Annotated in this window: 15 protein-coding genes; 10 read left to right on the top strand and 5 right to left on the bottom strand. The window is 76.1% G+C overall.

Annotated features, from left to right (window positions below; genetic code table 11):
• The first annotated feature begins 58 nt into the window (after positions 1–58).
• From OMK64_RS02060 to OMK64_RS02030, 7 genes are all read left to right on the top strand, one after another.
• Positions 59–1,549, top strand: coding sequence for a MinD/ParA family ATP-binding protein (locus tag OMK64_RS02060; protein WP_272726308.1), 1,491 nt, complete (start codon positions 59–61; stop codon positions 1,547–1,549).
• Positions 1,550–1,643: 94 nt separating this feature from the next.
• Positions 1,644–2,213, top strand: a complete 570-nt coding sequence (locus OMK64_RS02055) for a hypothetical protein (RefSeq protein ID WP_272726307.1) — start codon at positions 1,644–1,646, stop codon at positions 2,211–2,213.
• A gap of 93 nt (positions 2,214–2,306) precedes the next feature.
• Positions 2,307–3,014 carry an RNA polymerase sigma factor gene (locus OMK64_RS02050; RefSeq protein ID WP_272726306.1) on the top strand — a complete coding sequence of 236 codons (708 nt, stop codon included), beginning with the start codon at positions 2,307–2,309 and terminating at the stop codon, positions 3,012–3,014.
• Positions 3,015–3,179: 165 nt separating this feature from the next.
• The gene (locus OMK64_RS02045; RefSeq protein ID WP_272726305.1) at positions 3,180–4,706 is read left to right on the top strand and encodes a hypothetical protein; all 1,527 of its coding nucleotides are present in this window, start codon (positions 3,180–3,182) and stop codon (positions 4,704–4,706) included.
• 205 nt (positions 4,707–4,911) lie between these two features.
• On the top strand, positions 4,912–5,505 hold the full coding sequence (locus tag OMK64_RS02040; RefSeq protein WP_272726304.1) for a DUF4203 domain-containing protein: 594 nt from the start codon (positions 4,912–4,914) through the stop codon (positions 5,503–5,505).
• 61 nt (positions 5,506–5,566) lie between these two features.
• Complete coding sequence (locus OMK64_RS02035; RefSeq protein ID WP_272726303.1) at positions 5,567–6,520, top strand: 5'-3' exonuclease; 954 nt, start codon at positions 5,567–5,569, stop codon at positions 6,518–6,520.
• 181 nt (positions 6,521–6,701) lie between these two features.
• Positions 6,702–7,292 carry a DoxX family protein gene (locus OMK64_RS02030; RefSeq protein WP_272726302.1) on the top strand — a complete coding sequence of 197 codons (591 nt, stop codon included), beginning with the start codon at positions 6,702–6,704 and terminating at the stop codon, positions 7,290–7,292.
• Positions 7,293–7,328: 36 nt separating this feature from the next.
• Here the strand turns inward: OMK64_RS02030 and OMK64_RS02025 are convergent, their stop codons facing one another.
• Positions 7,329–7,850, bottom strand: a complete 522-nt coding sequence (locus OMK64_RS02025; RefSeq protein WP_272726301.1) for a hypothetical protein — start codon at positions 7,848–7,850, stop codon at positions 7,329–7,331.
• 81 nt (positions 7,851–7,931) lie between these two features.
• On the opposite strand from OMK64_RS02025, the gene OMK64_RS02020 reads away from it, so the two are divergent.
• On the top strand, positions 7,932–8,528 hold the full coding sequence (locus tag OMK64_RS02020; protein WP_272726300.1) for a ribonuclease H family protein: 597 nt from the start codon (positions 7,932–7,934) through the stop codon (positions 8,526–8,528).
• 102 nt (positions 8,529–8,630) lie between these two features.
• Here the strand turns inward: OMK64_RS02020 and OMK64_RS02015 are convergent, their stop codons facing one another.
• From OMK64_RS02015 to OMK64_RS02000, 4 genes are all read right to left on the bottom strand, one after another.
• Positions 8,631–9,131 (bottom strand): DUF3806 domain-containing protein, encoded by a 501-nt coding sequence (locus OMK64_RS02015; protein ID WP_272726299.1) that lies wholly within the window; start codon positions 9,129–9,131, stop codon positions 8,631–8,633.
• 200 nt (positions 9,132–9,331) lie between these two features.
• Positions 9,332–13,486, bottom strand: a complete 4,155-nt coding sequence (locus OMK64_RS02010; RefSeq protein ID WP_272726298.1) for a S8 family serine peptidase — start codon at positions 13,484–13,486, stop codon at positions 9,332–9,334.
• A 189-nt stretch (positions 13,487–13,675) separates the two neighbouring features.
• Positions 13,676–14,266 (bottom strand): protein-L-isoaspartate O-methyltransferase family protein, encoded by a 591-nt coding sequence (locus OMK64_RS02005; protein WP_272726297.1) that lies wholly within the window; start codon positions 14,264–14,266, stop codon positions 13,676–13,678.
• A gap of 100 nt (positions 14,267–14,366) precedes the next feature.
• A complete protein-coding gene (locus tag OMK64_RS02000) occupies positions 14,367–14,990 on the bottom strand; it encodes a hypothetical protein (protein ID WP_272726296.1) in 624 nt (207 codons plus the stop codon).
• A 400-nt stretch (positions 14,991–15,390) separates the two neighbouring features.
• Between OMK64_RS02000 and OMK64_RS01995 the strand changes: the two genes are divergently transcribed.
• Both OMK64_RS01995 and OMK64_RS01990 read left to right on the top strand, forming a co-directional pair.
• Positions 15,391–16,590 carry a D-alanyl-D-alanine carboxypeptidase family protein gene (locus OMK64_RS01995; RefSeq protein WP_272726295.1) on the top strand — a complete coding sequence of 400 codons (1,200 nt, stop codon included), beginning with the start codon at positions 15,391–15,393 and terminating at the stop codon, positions 16,588–16,590.
• A gap of 112 nt (positions 16,591–16,702) precedes the next feature.
• Complete coding sequence (locus tag OMK64_RS01990) at positions 16,703–17,884, top strand: AAA family ATPase (RefSeq protein WP_272726294.1); 1,182 nt, start codon at positions 16,703–16,705, stop codon at positions 17,882–17,884.
• The last annotated feature ends 173 nt before the right edge of the window (positions 17,885–18,057 follow it).

The raw sequence follows: 18,057 nt of genomic DNA, 5'->3' as shown, positions 1-18,057 counted from the left end.
GGGTACGCCCGGTGCGCGTAGTTTCTGGGACGTGCGACCAGCCAGCGAAGGGCGACTGATGACCGACACCGAGGGACAGGCACCGGCCGCCACGCGCCTGCCGGAGATCCGCGCCGAGGTGCGCGAGGACGGCACGGGCGAGATCTCCGTCGACGGGGTCGTCGAGCAGGTGCAGACCGCGAACCTCCAGGAGGCGGGCGCGGCGATCACGCAGCGCATCGCGGTCCTGGCCGGCTCGGTCGGGTCGCCGCTGCCCGTGCAGGTGCGCGACCCCGACGGGGTGTGGTCGCTGCTGATCCACCCGGACGGCCTGGTCGACGAGGCAGGCACGCCCACGCCTCCCGAGGGGGTCGCCGCCGCCGACCTCACCTCGACCGCGATCACGCCGCCGGTCGGTCCGCCGCCCACCCCTGCCGAGGGCGCCGTGACCGTCGACCCGCCGACGACGACGGCCACGCCCCCCGAGCCGCTCGCGCCGACCGGGGCGGTCACCGAGACCGCGCCGTCCGACCCGACCTCGCCCGGCACCGCGACCTCGTCCGGCGCCACGAGCCGGTCCGCCGCCTCGCGCGGCGGTGCGGCGGCGACCCGTGAGACGGCGTCGAACGCGACGTCGCTGCCCACGCTCGACGACCTGCTCGCCGCCCGGCACCCCGCGTCCGACGGTCCGGCGGAGCACGGCTGGCGCGGCGGCGTCCGGCGCGCGACGTTCGGCCTGGTGTCGCCCGGACCGGGCCGGGCCGAGCGCAACCGTCGGTCCCAGTCCGCGTCCGTGCGCCGCACGTTCGACGGGCCCAAGACGATCGTCGTCGTCAACCCCAAGGGCGGCGCGCACAAGACGACCGCGACGATGCTGCTCGCCGCGACGTTCGGCATCCAGCGCGGCGGTTACACGCTCGCGTGGGACAACAACGAGACGCGCGGCACGCTCGGCTGGCGGTCCGCGCACACCGAGCACCAGCGCACCGCGGTCGACCTGCTCAACGCCCTGCCACGGCTCGGCGGGCGCGCGACCGTCCGGATCGGCGACCTCGACGGGTTCGTGCGCACGCAGGCGGCCGAGCAGTTCGACGTGCTCGCGTCCGACGAGAGCTCGGCGTCGCTGTCGTCCGTCGACGCCGCCTCGTTCGTCGCGCTGCACCAGGTGCTCTCGCGCTTCTACCGCGTGCTCGTCATCGACACGGGCAACAACATGCGTGCCTCCAACTGGCAGGCGTCCGTCGACGCGGCCGACCAGATCGTCGTCGTCTCGACGATCCGCGAGGACACCGCGCAGTCGGCCGCGTGGGCGCTCGACGCCCTGCGTGCCAAGGGCCACGAGGAGGCCGTCCGCAAGGCCGTGACGATCCTGTCCGCACCGTCGCCGAAGGTCGACAAGGACCTGCGCACGCGGCTGCGTGGCCACTTCGGCGCGCTGACCCGCGCGGTCGTCGAGGTGCCGCACGACAAGGCGCTCGTGTCCGGCGGCCCCATCGACTACGAGGCGCTCAACCCGTCGACGCGCGACGCGTGGCTGCGCGCGACGGCGATCGTCGCCGACGGGCTCTGACGACCCGACGACGTCGGACCCGTCGCGGCGGGGATCCGCGCCGCGCCGCCGGTCGTCCGCGCGGATGTCGGTGGTCGGAGGCACCCTGGTGCGCATGGTGACGATCTCCTGCTCGTGCGGGTCGGTGTGCGACTCGCGCCGCAACCCGCTGCGCGGCCTCGACGTGGCGGCGCGTCTCGACGCGGTCCGCTCGGCGTTCGCGGTGCACGACGGCTTCCTCACCCTCGAGCTCGACGGCGCCTGGCACCCCGGCGCCGAGGAGCCCGGCGCGGCGTGCGTCGTGCTGGTCGACCTCGACGAGCTCGACGCGTGCGAGGGCCTCGACGCCGACGACGCCGCCACGGTGCGCGCCGCGCTGCGCGGCATCCGGGTCGCGGGCCGCACGATGCCCGCACCGGTCGTGGTCGAGGGCACGTGGTTCCGGGTGGCACCCGCGCAGGGCTTCGTCCCGCACGTGACGTACGTCGTCCACGACGCCGACGGCACCGTCCTCGAGGTCGACGAGCCGCTCGTCGAGCGCGACCTGCTCGCGGAGCTCGTCGACGAGTTCGGCCGGTCCGGGCGCACCGGGCTGGTGCGGCTCGACGCCGTGGCCGCCCGGCGGTCGCTCGCGGGCGCGCTCGACGAGGCGCGCCGGGCGGCGGTCGCGGTCGCCGTCGCGTAGCTCCGCCCGGAAGTCGTCGTCGGCGGTGTGCAAGATCGCCGGGTCCTGGCACAGAGAGCAGGTGAGGACCCTCCGACGACCCCCGGGAGCACCGTGCCGACGCCGACGCCGAGCCGACCGGTCGACGACGTGACCGCCGACGACCCGCCGGCGGGCGGCGCCGTGCCGCGCGACGACGACTCGCGCTCGGGCGACGACCCCGTGAGCGGCGCCGGTCCTGCCCGCGCGGCCGGCCACGGGAGCGCGGCCGAGGCCGACAGCCCGGCGACGGACCACGACCGCGACGCCGATCGACCGGCCGGGCCGGTCGACCCCGCTGACCGCGTCTGGTTCGACGGCGTCGTGCGCGCGCACGCGACGGCGGTGCACCGGTTCGTCGTGCGACGCGTCGGGCGGCAGGACGCCGAGGACCTGACCGCCGACGTCCTCACCGTGGCGTGGCGGCGACGGGCGGACGTGCCGCGCGGCGCCGAGCTGCCGTGGCTGTACCGGACCGCCGGTTTCGTGCTGGCGAACCACGTCCGCAAGGCCCGGCCCGTCCCCGTGCAGGACGTGCCCGACACCCTGGACCTCACCGACCCGGCCGTCGTCGCGGTGCGGGACGAGCAGGTCCGCACGGTCCTGAGCGCCTTGGCGCCGCGCGACCGGCAGATCCTGCTGCTGAACGCGTGGGAGGGGCTGGCCGGGCAGGCGCTCGCCGACGTGCTCGGCATCTCCCGCGGCGGTGCGGACGCGGCGCTGAGCCGCGCGCGCGCCCGCCTCCGGGAGGCGTGGGACGCGCTCGACGCCGCCGACGCCTGACCCTGCACCGACCGGACCACCCTCTGACCCGTGCGGGCGAGGTCCGCGCGCCCCCGCCGGGCGAGCCGCGCGCCGCGGGTGAGCCGCGGACGGCCGGTGCAAGCGGCGGGCGGGTCGGCACACAAGCAGGGCAGAGCAGGTTCCCGACGCGCCCCAGGAGAGACCGTGTCCGACGAGAAGCACCCGAGCACCCCGGCCGACGAGCCGGCGGTCCCCGCCGACGAGCCGTCGTCGGCCACGTCGTCCACCCCGCCCGCCGGGGCTTCGACCCATGGCCCGCGGCCCGACGTGAGCGGCGACGACGTCGCGTTCGCCCGCCTCCGCGCGGCGGACCCGGCGGCGGGCGTCGAGCCCGACACGGCCCGCATCCGTGCCGCCGTCGCCGCGTCGGTGGGGGACGCGTCGGGTGGGACTGCGGAGGAGACCGTCGACGTCGTGTCCGTGCCCGACGAGCTCGGGGCCGCGCGAGCCCGGCGGTCCCGGACGCGCTGGCTGGCGGTGGCCGCGGCCGTCGCGGGTGTCGCGGTCGTCGGCGGCGGCGGGTTCGCGGCCGGTGTCGCGGCGCAGGGCGACGGCGGCTCGTCGGCGGACCTCGCGGCGGCGCCCGCGATGTCGCTCGAGCAGCCGTCGGCCGCCCGCGACATGGCGTCGGCGGGTGCGGCCGACGAGTCGGCGGCGACGTCGAAGCTCGCCTGGTACGGCGGCAGGACCGTGTTCACGGCGGGCAGCGGCCTGTCGGACGAGGCGGGCACCGGCACGGCGTGGGCGTTCGACGCGGCCTCGGTGTTCTCGCGGGAGACGCTCGTGCGCGTCGCGGCGGCGCTGGGTGTGACGGGTGAGCCGCGCGAGGAGTACGGCGCGTGGACCGTCGGCTCGACGGACGGCACCGGTCCGAGCGTGTCGATGTCCCCGGACGGGACCGGCAGCGTCTCGTACTACGACCCGTCGAAGGACCCGTGGTCGTGCGTCGCGTCGGCCCCGGAGACGCTCGACGGCGGCAGCACGGCCGACGGCGCGGGCACGTCGTCGTCGGCCGGTGCGGCGCAGGTCGACCCGGGCCTCGGGCCGGACTGCCAGGACCCCGACCAGCCCGCCGCCCCGACCGGTGACGCGGCACGGGCGAAGGCGTCCGACCTGCTCCGCGCGCTGGGCGTCGACCCGGACGCGTACGAGCTCGAGGTCGTGGCGGACGCGGGCTCGCCGGTGGTCACGCAGGTCACGGCGTACCAGGTGGTCGACGGTCAGCGGTCGGGCCTGGCGTGGAACGTGTCCCTCGTGGGCGACGGCGTGCAGTCGCTGTGGGGGTCGCTGGCGCCGCTCGTCGAGCTCGGTGACTACGACGTCGTGAGCCCGCGCGCCGCGGTCGAGCGCCTGGGCGACCCGCGGTTCGGGGCCTCGGGCGGGATCATGCCGCTCGCGGTCGACGACGTCGCGCGTGCGGACGGGGCCGAGATCGCGCCCGCGCCGCAGGACGCGCCGACGGTCCCGGCGACCCCGGAGTTCGGGCCGCTCGCGTGGCCGGTCGAGGACGTGACGATCGAGTCGGCACGTCTGGGCCTCGCGCTCACGACGCTGCCGGACGGTGCCGCGGTGCTGCTGCCGACCTACGAGCTGTCGTCGTCGGACGGCCGGACGTGGACCGTCGTCGCGGTCGCCGACGCCGACCTGGACTTCACGGCGTCGGCGCGCTGAGGCGTCCGCCGCGCGACCGGCGGGGCAGGGGGAGCAGGGGGCGACGAAGGCCGGTCGGCGTGGAGGGACGCCGGCCGGCCTCTCTCGTGGCGACGTGGTGCGCCGACGAGGAGGGAGTCCGCCACCGACTGCTCGTCTCACCCGCGCAGGAGGGTGCGCCGCAGACGTCGCTCGCTAGCCTGGGGGCGACGCGAGGGGGTGCGCGATGGGCACAGGGCTGGTCGTCCTGGTGGTCGGGCTGCTGCTCTGCTTCTTCGGGATCCGGTCGGTGAACCTCGCGCTGCTCGCGGCCGGGTTCGGGCTCGGGTTCTTCGTGGCCGACGCGACGGGCGCGTCGACCGGGACCGCGCTGCTGGTCGCGGGCGGGGTCGCGATCGTGCTGTGGCTGGTCGTGTCGCTCGTCTTCCGGTTCGCGACCTTCGTCGTGGGCCTCGCCGCGGGTGCGGTCATCGGCGCCAAGCTGTGGTCGGCGTTCGGCGGCAGCGGCACGAGCGTCGTCCTCGGCGGCGTCCTGGTGCTGGCCGTCGCGGTCGCGTCCGCCACGCTCGCCGAGAAGTACCACCGCCGCGCGCTGCTGTGGCTCACCGTGCTCGCGGGCGCGAGCGTCACGCTCACCGGCCTCGCGCTGCTGTGGCCGGAGGTCTTCGGGCTGCTCCGCCGCCCCGACGAGGGCGCCGAGCAGGTGGTCATGGTCGTCGCGTGGGTCGCGCTCGCCGCGGCCGGCTGGGTCGTGCAGCGTCGGCTGTTCCGCAAGCAGCTCGGCCTGCCGCCGCGCACACCGGCCCCCGCGACCACCTGAGACGACGCACCCACGGGCGCGGCCACCGGTGGGCGTCGCCGGGCGCCGGTACCGTCCGAGCATGACGAACGGACGGCTGCTGCTGCTCGACTCCGCCTCGCTGTACTTCCGCGCGTTCTTCGGGGTGCCCGACTCGGTCAAGGCGCCGGACGGGACGCCGGTGAACGCGGTGCGCGGGCTGCTCGACATGATCGCGCGCCTGGTCACCGACCGGCGGCCGACCCGGCTCGTCGCGTGCTGGGACGACGACTGGCGGCCGGCGTTCCGTGTCGAGGCGATCCCGTCGTACAAGGCGCACCGGGTGGCGCAGCCGGTGCCCGGCGGTGCGGACGTCGAGGAGGTGCCGGACCTGCTGACACCGCAGGTGCCCGTCATCGTCGAGGTGCTCGAGGCGTTCGGCATCGCGCGCGTCGGTGCGCCGGGGTTCGAGGCGGACGACGTGATCGGGACGCTCGTCGCGCGCGAGAAGGCGCGCCCGGCGGGCGAGCGTGCCGCGGTCGACGTCGTCACGGGGGACCGGGACCTGTTCCAGCTCGTCGACGACGACGCGCACGTGCGGGTGCTCTACACCGTGCGCGGGATCAAGGACCTCGAGGTCGTCGACGCGGCCCGCCTCGCCGAGCGCTACGCGGTCGCGTCGGGCCAGGCGTACGCCGACATGGCGGTGCTGCGCGGCGACCCGAGCGACGGCCTGCCGGGCGTCCCGGGGATCGGCGAGAAGACGGCGGCGACGCTCGTGCACCGGTACGGGTCGCTCGAGGGGATCCTCGCCGCGCGCGACGCGGGCGACCCGGGCCTGACGGCGACGCAGCGGCGACGCCTCACCGAGGCCGCGGACTACCTGGCCGTGGCGCCGCGCGTGGTCCAGGTCGCGCCCGACGCGCCGGTCGGGGACGTGCCCGACGCGCTGCCACGCGTCGCGGCCGACCCGGAGCGCCTGGTGGCGCTCGCCGAGCGGTGGGGGCTCGCGTCGAGCGTCAAGCGCGTGGTCGACGCGCTCGCGTCGGCGGACTGACCGGCTGCGGCGCGGGCGGTCCTGGTCGCTCGTCCGGGTGATAGGTGGAACCGGGCGTATCAGACATCGCGCGGTGCCCCTCCTGCTGGGTCGTGAGCTACCGACCGGTAGCGACAGGACCCCGCCGGAGACGCCGGCACCCCGACGGCCCGACGCGGGCCCGCCCCCGAAAGGCACCACCATGACCTCGACCACCACCACGAACCGTGTCGTGACCGCGACGGGCTCGCCCGTCCCGGACAACACCCTCGCGGCCGCCGACCGGCCGGCCCCGCCCCGCACCCGCACCGCCGGACGCGTCGCCCGCACCCGGGCGCTCGCCGACGACGCGGTCGCCGCCCTCGCCCGCGTGCTCACGAGGCACTCGGTCACGGTGCTGCGGATCAGCCTCGGCCTCGTGTTCCTCGGCTTCGGCGTCCTCAAGTTCTTCCCCGGCGTCAGCCCGGCCGCCGAGCTCGCGCAGCGCACGATCGGCGAGCTCACCCTCGGGCTCGTCGGCCCGACGGCCGCGCTGCTGCTGACCGCCGTCCTCGAGACCGTCATCGGCCTCACGCTCGTGACCGGACGCTTCCTGCGGACCGGGCTCGTGCTGCTCGCGGGCGCGCTCGTCGGCATCATGTCGCCGCTCGTGCTGTTCTTCGACGAGCTCTTCCCCGCGGGCGGACCGACGATCGTCGCGCAGTACGTCCTCAAGGACGTCGTGCTCGCCGCGGCCGGCGCCGTCATCGCGGCCGTGGCGCTCGGCGCACGCCTGCGGCTCCCGGGGGAGTGACCCTCACCCGCGAGCGACCTCAGGGGCGAGCGACCCTCAGCCCCGCACCCACAGGTTCGGACCCGCCTCGCGCCAGCCGTCGTCGGCTGCGGGGGCGGGTCCGCCCTCTGCGGCCAGCCACACGTCGCCCGACGTGAGCTGCGCACCCGCGACCGACGGCACGCAGCCGAGCGTCGCGAGGTCGCCCGACGGCAGCGTCAGCAGGCACAGCTCGCCCGTCGTGCCGACCGCTGCGAAGTGCCGGCCGGTGTCCGTCTCGACGAGGAACCGCGTCGATGCGCGGTCGACCAGCAGCCCGCCGACCTGCGCCGGGTCCACCACGTCGTCGGCGCCCTGCACCGTCGCGAAGACCGGCAGGAGCGTGCGCGCGTCGACGTGCTCGAGGAGGGGGCCGCGGGCGTTGTCCCGCGCCCACACGAAGCCCGCGCCGACGACGCCCGCGGCCGCGAGCAGCGCCAGCACGGTCAGGACCGCCGGATGACGTCGCCGCGCGACGCCCACCGAGCGGAAACCACCGAACGCCTCACCGAAGAGGTCGACGTCGTCGATCGTCGTCATGCGCAGTTCATCGGCGCGCCGCGCGCCCGACCTGAGCGACGTGCACCGTTCGGCCCTGCCGGCACGGCAGAATCGACGCTCGTGATCACGGTCAGCACGGACGGCTCCTGCCTGCGCAACCCCGGCGGCGCGATCGGCTGGGCGTGGGCGAACCACGACGGCACGCACGCGAGTGGCGGTGCCGCATCCGGCACCAACCAGATCGCCGAGCTCACCGCGGTCCTCGAGGCGATCCACGCGCACCCCGGCGACGAGCCGCTGCGCATCGAGGCGGACTCGCAGTACGCGATCAAGTGCTCCTCGGAGTGGGTGCACGGCTGGAAGCGCAAGGGGTGGCGCACCGCGAGCGGCGGCCCGGTGCAGAACCTCGCGCTGATCCAGGCGATCGACCGGGCCATCGCCGAGCGGCCGGGGCCCGTCGCGTTCGCGTGGGTGCGCGGGCACCGGGGCGACCGCTTCAACGAGCAGGCCGACGAGCTCGCGGGGATCGCGGCACGCGAGGCGCGCGACGGGCGGGCGTCGTCGGTGCAGTCGTCGCTGCCGGCGAACGCGCTCGGCGGTTCGGGCCGGGCCTCCGAGGCTGACGTCCCCGCGGCGTCCGAGCCCGCACCCGCGCGCGCGTCGGCCCCGGCCGTGACGCGTGGTGCACCGGCGGTCGTCGCCGACACGCTGTTCTGAGGCGCCACGGCGCTGCGGGCAGGCGAGCCGCGGCGGCGCGGCGGCAGGGGAGCCCGGGCCGCGAGGGACGTGCGACGCCCGGCGACGGTCCGCTCGAGCCGGTCAGGCCGTCGCGGTGTCCGTGCCCGCCGGAGCCTCCGGCTGGCCTGCGGCCAGCGTGGCGAGCGCGGTGCCGGCGGTGCGGTGCACCGTGGCGACGAACCAGCGCTCGGGCGCCGAGCCCCACTCCTCGCCGACGGTCCCCATGGGGAACAGCAGCAGGCCGCCGGTCGGGTGGGTCAGCACCAGGCGGGTACCCGACGCGTCGGTGTGCGACGCCCACGCGAGCCCGGGAACCCGCTGCACGAGCAGGTCGCCGAGCGCGACGCCGAACGCGTTGACGAGCGGCTCCGGGTCCGGGCGGTCCTCGGTCGCACGCCACGTCGCCTGCACGCGGTCGAACAGGTCGCCGACGGCCTGCGCGTCGAGCGACCCGTCGCACAGCTCCTCGACGAGCGCACGCTGCTGCGCGGTCCAGACGAGCTCGGCGGCGTTGAGCGGCGCGAGGTCCGGCTCGGTGTCCACGTGCTCGGCCCCGACGGGTCCGTGCGGCGTGGGCACCACGGACCCGTCCGTGGGCCTGGGCGTGCGACGGAACAGCGGCATACGGACCTGATCGACGCGTCCGGGACAGGACTTGACGGACGACGAGGGCGGGTCCCCCGTCCGGACGACGTGCGTCGTGCCGGTCGGGAGACCCGCCCTCGTGAGGAGAAGCCCAGGTCAGGGCCTCGGTCGGGACCGCGTGGGCGGTCGCGACCGGGTCAGGACCGCGTCACCGTGATGGCGTGCGTGGCGATCGTGGGCAGGTACCCCTTGTCGCCCGCGTACAGGGCGGTGACGTAGCCACCGACCTTCACGGCGGGGAGCGTGACCGTCGCGGTGCCGTCCTTCAGCTGCGTGACGGCGACGGTGCGCAGGTTGTACAGCACCGTCACCTTGCCGGTCGGGGCCGGGGCGCCCGCGGCGCCCGAGACCGTCACGGTGACGGCCGGCTTCGCGCCCGCCGGGACGGTCCACGAGCCGGTCGAGAGCGTCGCCTTGGCGAGCGCCGGCGTCACGCGGTAGGACCGCTGCGACTTCGACGAGGAGACGTCCGCGCTGCCCGTGTACACCGCCGTGAGCTGGTGCGTCCCGACGGTGAGGTCCCGCGGCAGGGCGACCGTCGCCGTGCCGACCAGGTTCGTCACGGCGAGCGTGCCCGTGCCGAGGACCTTGCTGCCCTCGCGGATCTCGACGGTGCCCGCAGGCGCCGCCGTCTGACCCGTCACGGTCACCGTCGCGGTGACCGCGGCGCCGTAGGGGCCGGAGTTGCGCGACAGCGTGAGCGCCGTGGACGACCCCGACTTCTTCAGGTCGACCGTGACGACGGCGGACGTCGACGACGCGTACAGCGCGCTGTCGGGCGTGAACACCGCCGTGAGCGCGTGCGAGCCGGCGCCGAGACGGACCTTGGCGCTGGCCGTGCCACCGCTCACGGCCGCCGAGGCGACCTCCGTCTCACCGTCGAGGAACCTCACCGTGCCCGTCGCCTCGGCCGGGACGACCGTGGCCGTGAGCGTGAGCTCCTGGCCGGCCTTCGACGCGCCGCTCGCCTTGAGCGTCGTGGTCGTGGCCGTCGGCTCCGGCACCGTGACGTCGACGACCTGCGCGCGAGCGGCCGGGTCGGCGTTGAGGTGGTGCAGGACGAGCAGCCGGCCGGACGTCGCGTCGGCGGACCGGTGGACCGGGATCTGCGTGCCGTCCTCACCGAGCGAGGAGAACGAGCCCGCGATGTCCGGCTCGAACCAGAACGGCGGGTCGAACGGGTCGATCGTGAACGGGTCGGCCTCGTCGATGACCGGCGGCGCGACCGCGTAGTCGGGCGAGTACGTCCACGCCCGGACGCTCGGCGTCGCACCGGGCTCGAGGCCGAGCCCGGCGATGTCGACCGGCGCGACCAGGACGTTGCTGTCGAAGACACCGGCCTCGACGTCGCCGAAGAACCCGTTGACGGGCCACTGCGAGACCGCGTCGTCCGTCTCGGCGTCGTAGGTGGTGGCGAGCGTGATGTCGGTGTCCGGCAGCTTCTGGACCACCGTCTGGAAGTCGAGCTCGCCGTCGCCGTCCACGTCGATGTCGAAGACCGGCAGCCACGCGAGGCCGAGCGAGTTCCACTCCCCGTCGGTCGCCAGACCGAGGCCGATCACACCCTCCGCGGCGGGGTCACCGCCGGCGGCGGCCACCTGCGGCGCGTCCGACGCCCAGCCGACGTACCGGATGTCACCGGCCGCCAGCGTCGACTCCGAGGTGAGGAAGCCGTCGGGCGTGGCCTCACGGCGTGCGTCGGTCGCACCGAGCACGAGCGGGGTCGTGAGCGAGTACCAGCCGCCCTCTGCGACGCCGCGGCCCGAGAGCGTGAGCGGTGCGGTGGTGGCGGCGGGGTCGGCGAACGCGACCGGGGCCGCGGTCAGCTCGCTGACGAGGCGCGGCGCGGCCTGGACGGGCACGCGCAGCTCCTGCGAGCCCGACGTGAGCACGAGCCGGCCCGAGACCTCGGAGACGTACTCACGCGGGACGCCCGCGGTGACGGCCTCGGACGTCGGGTCGAGGTCGCGGCTGAGGGTCGACGGGTCGGCGGTGAGCGTCAGCGTGACGATCGCCGAGCCGCCGGCCGGCAGCGTGAACGACGCGGGCGACGCGGTGATGGACGCGTCCCCGGTGGTCGTCGAGGTGGTGACCGACGTGCTGTAGCGGGCGCTCGCCGTGCCGAGGTTCTTCACGGTGACCGTCTTCTTCTGCACGACGGGCTGCGCGCCGACCTCGACGACGCCGAAGGACACCGACGTCTGCTTCGGGTCCTGCGTGTTGTACGCGATCACGTTCGTGTTGACGGCCTGGAGCGCGTCGACGCGGCCCGAGCCGACCCGGCGCGGCCCGTAGGCGTCGCCCGTGCGGTTCTGACCGGTCCACACGTCGTGCGTCGCGGTGTTGACCACGGCGGCCTTGACCTGCGTCGCGTCCCAGCTCGGGTGCGCGCTGCGGACCAGGGCGGCGATGCCGGCGACGTGCGGTGACGCCATCGACGTGCCGGACAGCGACTGCGGCTCGTTGCCGGTGCCGGACGCCGCCGAGAAGATCAGCGTGCCGGGCGCGGCGACGTCGGGCTTGGCGTGCCCGAGCGAGCCGTGCTCGCCGCGCGACGAGCCCGGGTTGAGCGCGTCGCCCGCGAGGTCGGCGACGACCGCGCCGGCGAGCGACGGGCCGATGTGGACCGTGAGCGTGCCGGCCTGGATCTCCGGCAGCAGCGCGTCGGTCGTGGAGGCCGTCATCTGCGCGCCGGGGATCGTGGCGGTGCCGGAGATGCCGGCGGAGAAGACGGTCTGCTCGGTCGGCAGCAGGACGCCGACGGCGCCCGCGGCGGCGGCGTTGGTGAACCGGGCGACGGAGCCGCAGCGGCGGGTCGCGTCGTCGTCGTCCCACCAGAGGTAGGCGATCTTGCCGGCCACGGTCGCGGCCTGCGCTGCGGTGAACGCGGTGCAGCCGTCGAAGGTCGCGCCGACGTACGCGACCGGGGCGGTCACGTCGGCTCCGGCGTACGCGATCGAGTTCTGGCCGGAGTGCAGGCCGACGAGCGAGGCGTTCGACGCCGCGGTGACCTCGATGCCGTCGTACGTCTGCGGGGCGCCGACGGAGTTGGCGACGGTCAGCGCGCCCGCGGCGTTGCCCGGGGAGCCGCCGATGTCGGTGACGTCGCCGGAGTTGCCCGCGGAGTTCACGACGACCGTGCCGAGCGCGACGAGCGCGTCGACGAGCATCGTGTCGGGGTCGTCGGCGGGGGCACCGGCGGCACCGAGCGACAGGTTGACGACGTCGAGCCGGTCGCCGAAGTCGCCGTCGGCGTTCGGGTCGGCCGCGCGGTCGAGCGCGAGACCGGTGAGCTCGGTCGAGCCGCCGATGTCGCCGAACACCTTGAACGCGTACAGCCCCGCCTCGGGTGCGGTGCCCGGGCCGACCTGCCAGTCGGCGACCGACGTCAGCGACGTGTAGTCGCCCTCGAACGTCGTGCCGTCGGGCAGGACGCCGTAGCCCGCGGCGGTACCGGCGACGTGCGTGCCGTGCCCGACGTTGTCGGACAGGTAGGTCGCGTCGATCGGGTTCTCGTCGGGCTGCGGGACGGGCGACGAGCCGGGCAGCGGGTCGTCGGTGCTGCCGTCGTAGAGCGGCCCGGCGAAGTCGTACCCGCCGAGGAACTTCTCGCGGTCGAACAGGCCGGCGGGGACGGGCTGCGTGCCGTCCTCGCCGTACGCCTCCTCGTAGGCCGCGACGGTGCCGGGGCCGCCGAAGTCGGCGTGCGTGTAGTCGAGGCCCGTGTCGATGACGCCCACGCGGACGCCCTCGCCGGTCTGGCCGGTGCTCTGCCAGGTCGCGAGCGCGCGCGTGAACTCGACCTGGTGGCTGTTGTCGACGGTCTTGCGGGCGACGCGGTAGACGGCCACGACGTCGGGGTTCTCCGCGAGCGCGCGGACCTCGGCGGCGTCACCCGTGACGAGCGTGCCCGCGACGAGGTTGGTCAGGGTGGCGATGCGCTGCGGCTCGGCGGCCTTGGCGGTCCGGGCGGTCTGCTCCTGCGGGACGACGTCCTCGGCGAGGTCCTCGGTGACCTCGGCCTGCGCGCGGACCTGGGCGGGGGAGCCGCCGTCGGCGACGACGTCGGCGCCGGACTTCGCGTCGAGCTGGACGAACGCGGTCACGCGGCCGGTGGCGTCCTGCAGGTCACGGGAGACGCGGGCGGCGGCGCGGGGGTCGAGCGTGCCGCGGTCGGCGGCGCTCGGGGTGTCCGGGGGCGGTGCCGCGGTGGCGGGCTGCGCGCCGAGGACGGCGGTTCCGAGGGTGACGGACAGGGCGGTGAGCCCGGCGAGCAACGGACGACGTGACATGTGCACATCCCTGACTGAGGAGGACCGGCGTGCACCCGGCCGACGAGCCGCTTCCTGGCTCGCGCACCCGGGTGCCTCGTGCACGTTACTGACGAGTCACGACATTCGTCACCCCCGTGCAGGTCGTCTTTTTCGCCGGATTCGGACGCGCGTCCCGGTGCCCGACGTCGGCTGCGCTCACGACCTGCGTCAGCGCAGCGGCACGAACGTGTAGGAGCCGTGCGTCGTGACGAGCACGCGCCCGTCCACGCGACGCACGAGGTGCATGGTCGAGCGGACGGGGATGACCATGCGGCCCCCCTCCGCAACCTGGTCCACGAGGGCCTGGGGGAGCGCGCGGGGTGCCGCGGACACGAGCACCCGGTCCCAGCCGCCGTCGACGGGCCGCCCGAGGGTGTGCGGGTCCGCGCGCTCGACGGAGACCCACGGCATGCCGTACGCGTCGACGTTGGCGCGGCCCCAGTCCGCGAGCTGCGGGTCGAGCTCGAGGCCGAGCACGGTGCCCTGGGGGCCGACGAGCCGCCCGAGCAGCGCGGTCGTCCACCCGGACCCGCTGCCGACGTCGAGCACGCGTGCGCCGACGGGCACCTGGAGCAGCCGCAGCATGGCGGCGACGGTGCTGGGCTGCGAGCTGGTCTGGCCGTGCCACAGGGGGAGCGGGTGGTCCTCGGCCGCGCGGGCCTGCTGCTCGGGCGGCAGGAAGTGCACGCGCGCGACGGTCTGCATCGCCTCGGCGACGTCGGCGGCGCGCTCGGGGTCGGGGCCGGTGGTGGCGCCCATCGTCCGAGCCTACGGCGGCGGGCTCGGCGGCGTCGGGCTGCGGCGGCGTCGTGGCTGCGGACGCGTGGGGGAGGCCGGCGCGTCGGCGGACCGGCGGCGGCTACGCGGAGGGGGCGGCGGCCGCGGCCGCGACGGCCGGTGCGTCCACGCGCCCGGCGGGCTCGCCGGGCGCTGCGGGGGCGTGCGGGGCGGCGTCGGTGACGGCTGCGGCGGCGAGGGCGTCGACGGCGGGTGCGACGACGGGCAGCGCGCCGGTGACGAGCAGCGGCAGCGCCCCCGTGGTCGTGGCGACGACCGGTAGCGGGCCGGTCGTGGTGGCGACGACGGCGGTCGTGCCGGTCGCGACGAGCGGCAGGGCGCCGGTCGTGGTGGCGACGACGGGCAGCTCGCTGGTGCCGGTGACGACGGGCAGCGCGCCCGTCGTGGTCGGGACGGACGGGCTGGTGCGGGCGACGTCGGCGGCGGCGCGCGACGGCACGAAGCCGGGCTTGCGGCCGGGGCGGCCCGGGGTGCGGCGCTGCTCGATGCCCTCGAGGGTGGTCGCGCGCCAGACGGCTCCCCCGTTGAGGCGGCCGTCGGGGGCGGGCAGCCACGGCACCTTGCGGGACAGCCAGACGCGGATCGTGGAGTGCTCGACGCCGAGCCGTGCGGCCAGCCGGCTGATGTCGTAGAGGTCGTCGAGCCCGCGCGGGGCGGGGGTCGTCGAGTGGTCGTCGGCTGGCACGCTCGGAAGCGTAGCGGTCGCGCCCCGGCGGACTTGTGTCGCGCTTGCGTGACGAACCGCACAGCGGCCGAACGGGTGTGTCCGGAGTGTCCGGAACGGTGTGTGGCGACGCTCTGACCAGCGGGAACATGCGTCCCGAGGACCTCCCTGTGAATTCTGTGACGAAGGCGTGACGGGATCACCACATGATCTACGTCTCAAGTGTCCGGGGCGGCCGTCCGACTCACTTAACGTGAAGCGCGTGAGTGACAGATTGCCGATCCCGGCGCGTCGGTCGCGGGGAGGCAAGCATGTCGCCCCGCGCACTGCCGCGACCCCCGTCGTCCCCTCCGGTCCCCGGGACGACCGCACCGCTGCCCGGACCGACCACACCCCCGTCGTCACCGGTACGACCGAGCGCGTGTCCGCGGACACCGGCGCGACCCGCGCCGTCCTGCACCGCTCCTCCCGCACCCGCGCGCACCTGCTGCCGCGCGGCGGCCACATGTCGGCGCGCGTCGCGCAGGGAGCTGTCGTCGCCGTGCTCGCGATCGCGCTCGGCGGCACGGTGACCGCCGCCGCGTCCGCCCAGGGCGAGGAGCGGGCCGCCCAGGCGACCCAGGCCGCCGACCAGGCGCAGGCCGCCGCGCACGCGAAGGCCGTCACGCAGGCCGTCGACGTCGCGGACGACGCGATCGAGGCCAGCACGGTCGCGCAGACGGAGGGTCAGCAGGCCGCTGTCGACACCGCGCGGATCGCCGCGCTCCAGGCCGCGACCGACCGCCTCGAGGCCCTCGTGGACGCGCTCCCGGAGGACGTCCGGCCCGAGCGGGAGCGCACGTCGCGCGCGGCGGACCGCTCCGAGACCGAGGCACCCGCCACGACGGACGAGGCCGCCGAGCCGACGCCCACCGCGAGCGACCCCGCGGCGCAGGCCACGCCGGGCACCACCGCGAGCCCCGCCCCGCAGCCCACGACCGCGGCCCCCGTCGAGCGGGCCGAGCCCGACGACGCGAGCCCGGCGACCATCCGGGACGCAGCCGCCGAGGTGGCGGCCCTGACGGACGAGATCCGTGCGACCGCCGAGGCCAACCGCACCGCCGCCGCCGCCGCGCAGGCGCAGGCCGACGCCGAGGCCGCGGCCGCTGCCGAGGCGGCACGCGTCGCGGCCGAGCAGGCCGCCCAGCAGGCGGCCCAGCGCGCCGCGTGGAAGCAGTCGCTTCTCGGCTACGCCAACGGCAAGATCCCCGCGTCGGCGCTGTGCGGCGTCTCGTGGGACTCCGCGGTCCAGCTGCGCTGCGACGCCGCGGAGGCGCTCGAGCAGCTCAACACCGCCTACGTCGCGGCGTTCGGCACCAACCTCAGCATCTCCGACTCCTACCGCTCCTACGCGGGCCAGGTCGCGTGCCGCCGCACCAAGGGCTGGCTCTGCGCGGCGCCCGGCACGTCGAACCACGGCACGGGTGTCGCGATCGACTTCGGTGGCGGCATCGAGTCCTTCGGCACCAAGCAGTTCGCCTGGATGAAGTCGAACGCCGGCGAGTTCTCCTGGACGCACCCGTCCTGGGCCGAGCGCGGTGGCAGCAAGCCCGAGGCGTGGCACTGGGAGTACGTCGGCTGACCCCGACCCCCTCGCGAGCACGCACGACGATGGCCCGGGCGCCTGGCGCACCCGGGCCGTCGTCGTGCCGCCGTCCCGCCGTGACGGCCCACCCCGCCCTACGATCAGGCGCATGAGCACCTCGGCCGAACCTGGCCGCACGTGGCCACTGGTCGGGCGGGCCGCGGAGCTCGACGACCTCGACGACCTGCTGTCCTCCGCGGCGGGCGGGCTCGGCGCCACGGTGCTCGTCGAGGGGGAGGCCGGCATCGGCCGGACGGGCCTCGTCGAGGCGCTCTCGGCCAGCGCGCGCCTCCTCAGCCTCGCGTTGCGGACCGCGCGTGCGACCCCCGAGCGGTCCGAGCCGTACGCCCTGCTCGACGACGCGCTGCTCGTCCACCCGCCCGGCGTCGCGCGCGGACCGGTCGAGTCCGAGCTCGCCGACCTCCTTGAGGCCCTGCGCGCCGACGTCCGCCGGACGACCCTGCGCGGGGCCGTGCTCGACGAGGAGCGGCGGGCCCGAGCCGTCGAGCTGTTCGCCGCGCTGCTGCGCCGCCGGGGCGACGGCGGCCCGTGGGTGCTCGTGCTCGAGGACGTGCACGACGCCGACCCCGCCTCGCTCGACGTCCTGCGCGCGCTCGCGCACGAGGGTCCGATGCCCGGTGCGCTCGTCGTCCTCACGTTCCGCCCGGTGCCGAGCCGGCCCGACCTGTCCCGCGTCGTCGACGCGTGGGTCCGCGCCGGCGCCCGCTCCGTCGAGCTGCGGCCGCTCGGCCCCGCGGCGACCGTCGAGCTCGCGCAACGGCTCGTGGGCGGGTCGGTCGGCCCCGCGCTGCGCGGCGCGCTCGCGACGACGGGCGGCAACCCGCGGTTCGTCACCGACGTCGTGCGCTGCGCCCGGTCCGCGGGCGCGCTGGAGTCGCGCGACGGCGTCGTCGACGTGCAGGGCGCGGCGTGGCTCACTGCGCTCGACACCGTGGTCCGCACCCGGCTCGCGTACCTCGACGCCGACGTCCTCGACCTGCTCGCGCACGCGTCGGTGCTCGGCACGTCGTTCGTGGTCACCGACCTCGCGACGCTCGTCGGGTGCCCGGTGCCGGACTGCTGGCGGACGCTGCGCGTCGCGCTCGCCGCGGGGCTCGTGCACGCGCGCGCGGACCGCCTCGTCTTCCGGCACGACGTCGTGCGCGCGGCGCTGTACGGGGGCCTCGACGAGGCGCGCCGACGGGCCATGCACGCGCGCGCCGCGTGGGCGCTGCGCGAGGCGGGGGCGCCGACGCAGATCGTCGCCGGGCACCTCGAGCGCGCGCGCTGACCTGCGCGGGCGTCCCAGCGGGCGGGAGCGCGCGCGGTGGGTCGCCCGGCCTCCTAGCGTGGGACGCGGCGCGCCGGGCCGGCGCGCCCCGCCACGACACCGAGGAGACCGCATGCCCACGCGCACCGCACGCACCGCCTGGAACGGCACGCTCATGGAGGGCGGCGGCCAGG

The organism is Cellulomonas fimi (assembly GCF_028527925.1).
Lineage (GTDB): Bacteria > Actinomycetota > Actinomycetes > Actinomycetales > Cellulomonadaceae > Cellulomonas > Cellulomonas fimi_C.
The sequence above is the reverse complement of the archived record's forward strand: the minus strand, read 5'-3'. Positions and strand labels throughout refer to the sequence as shown.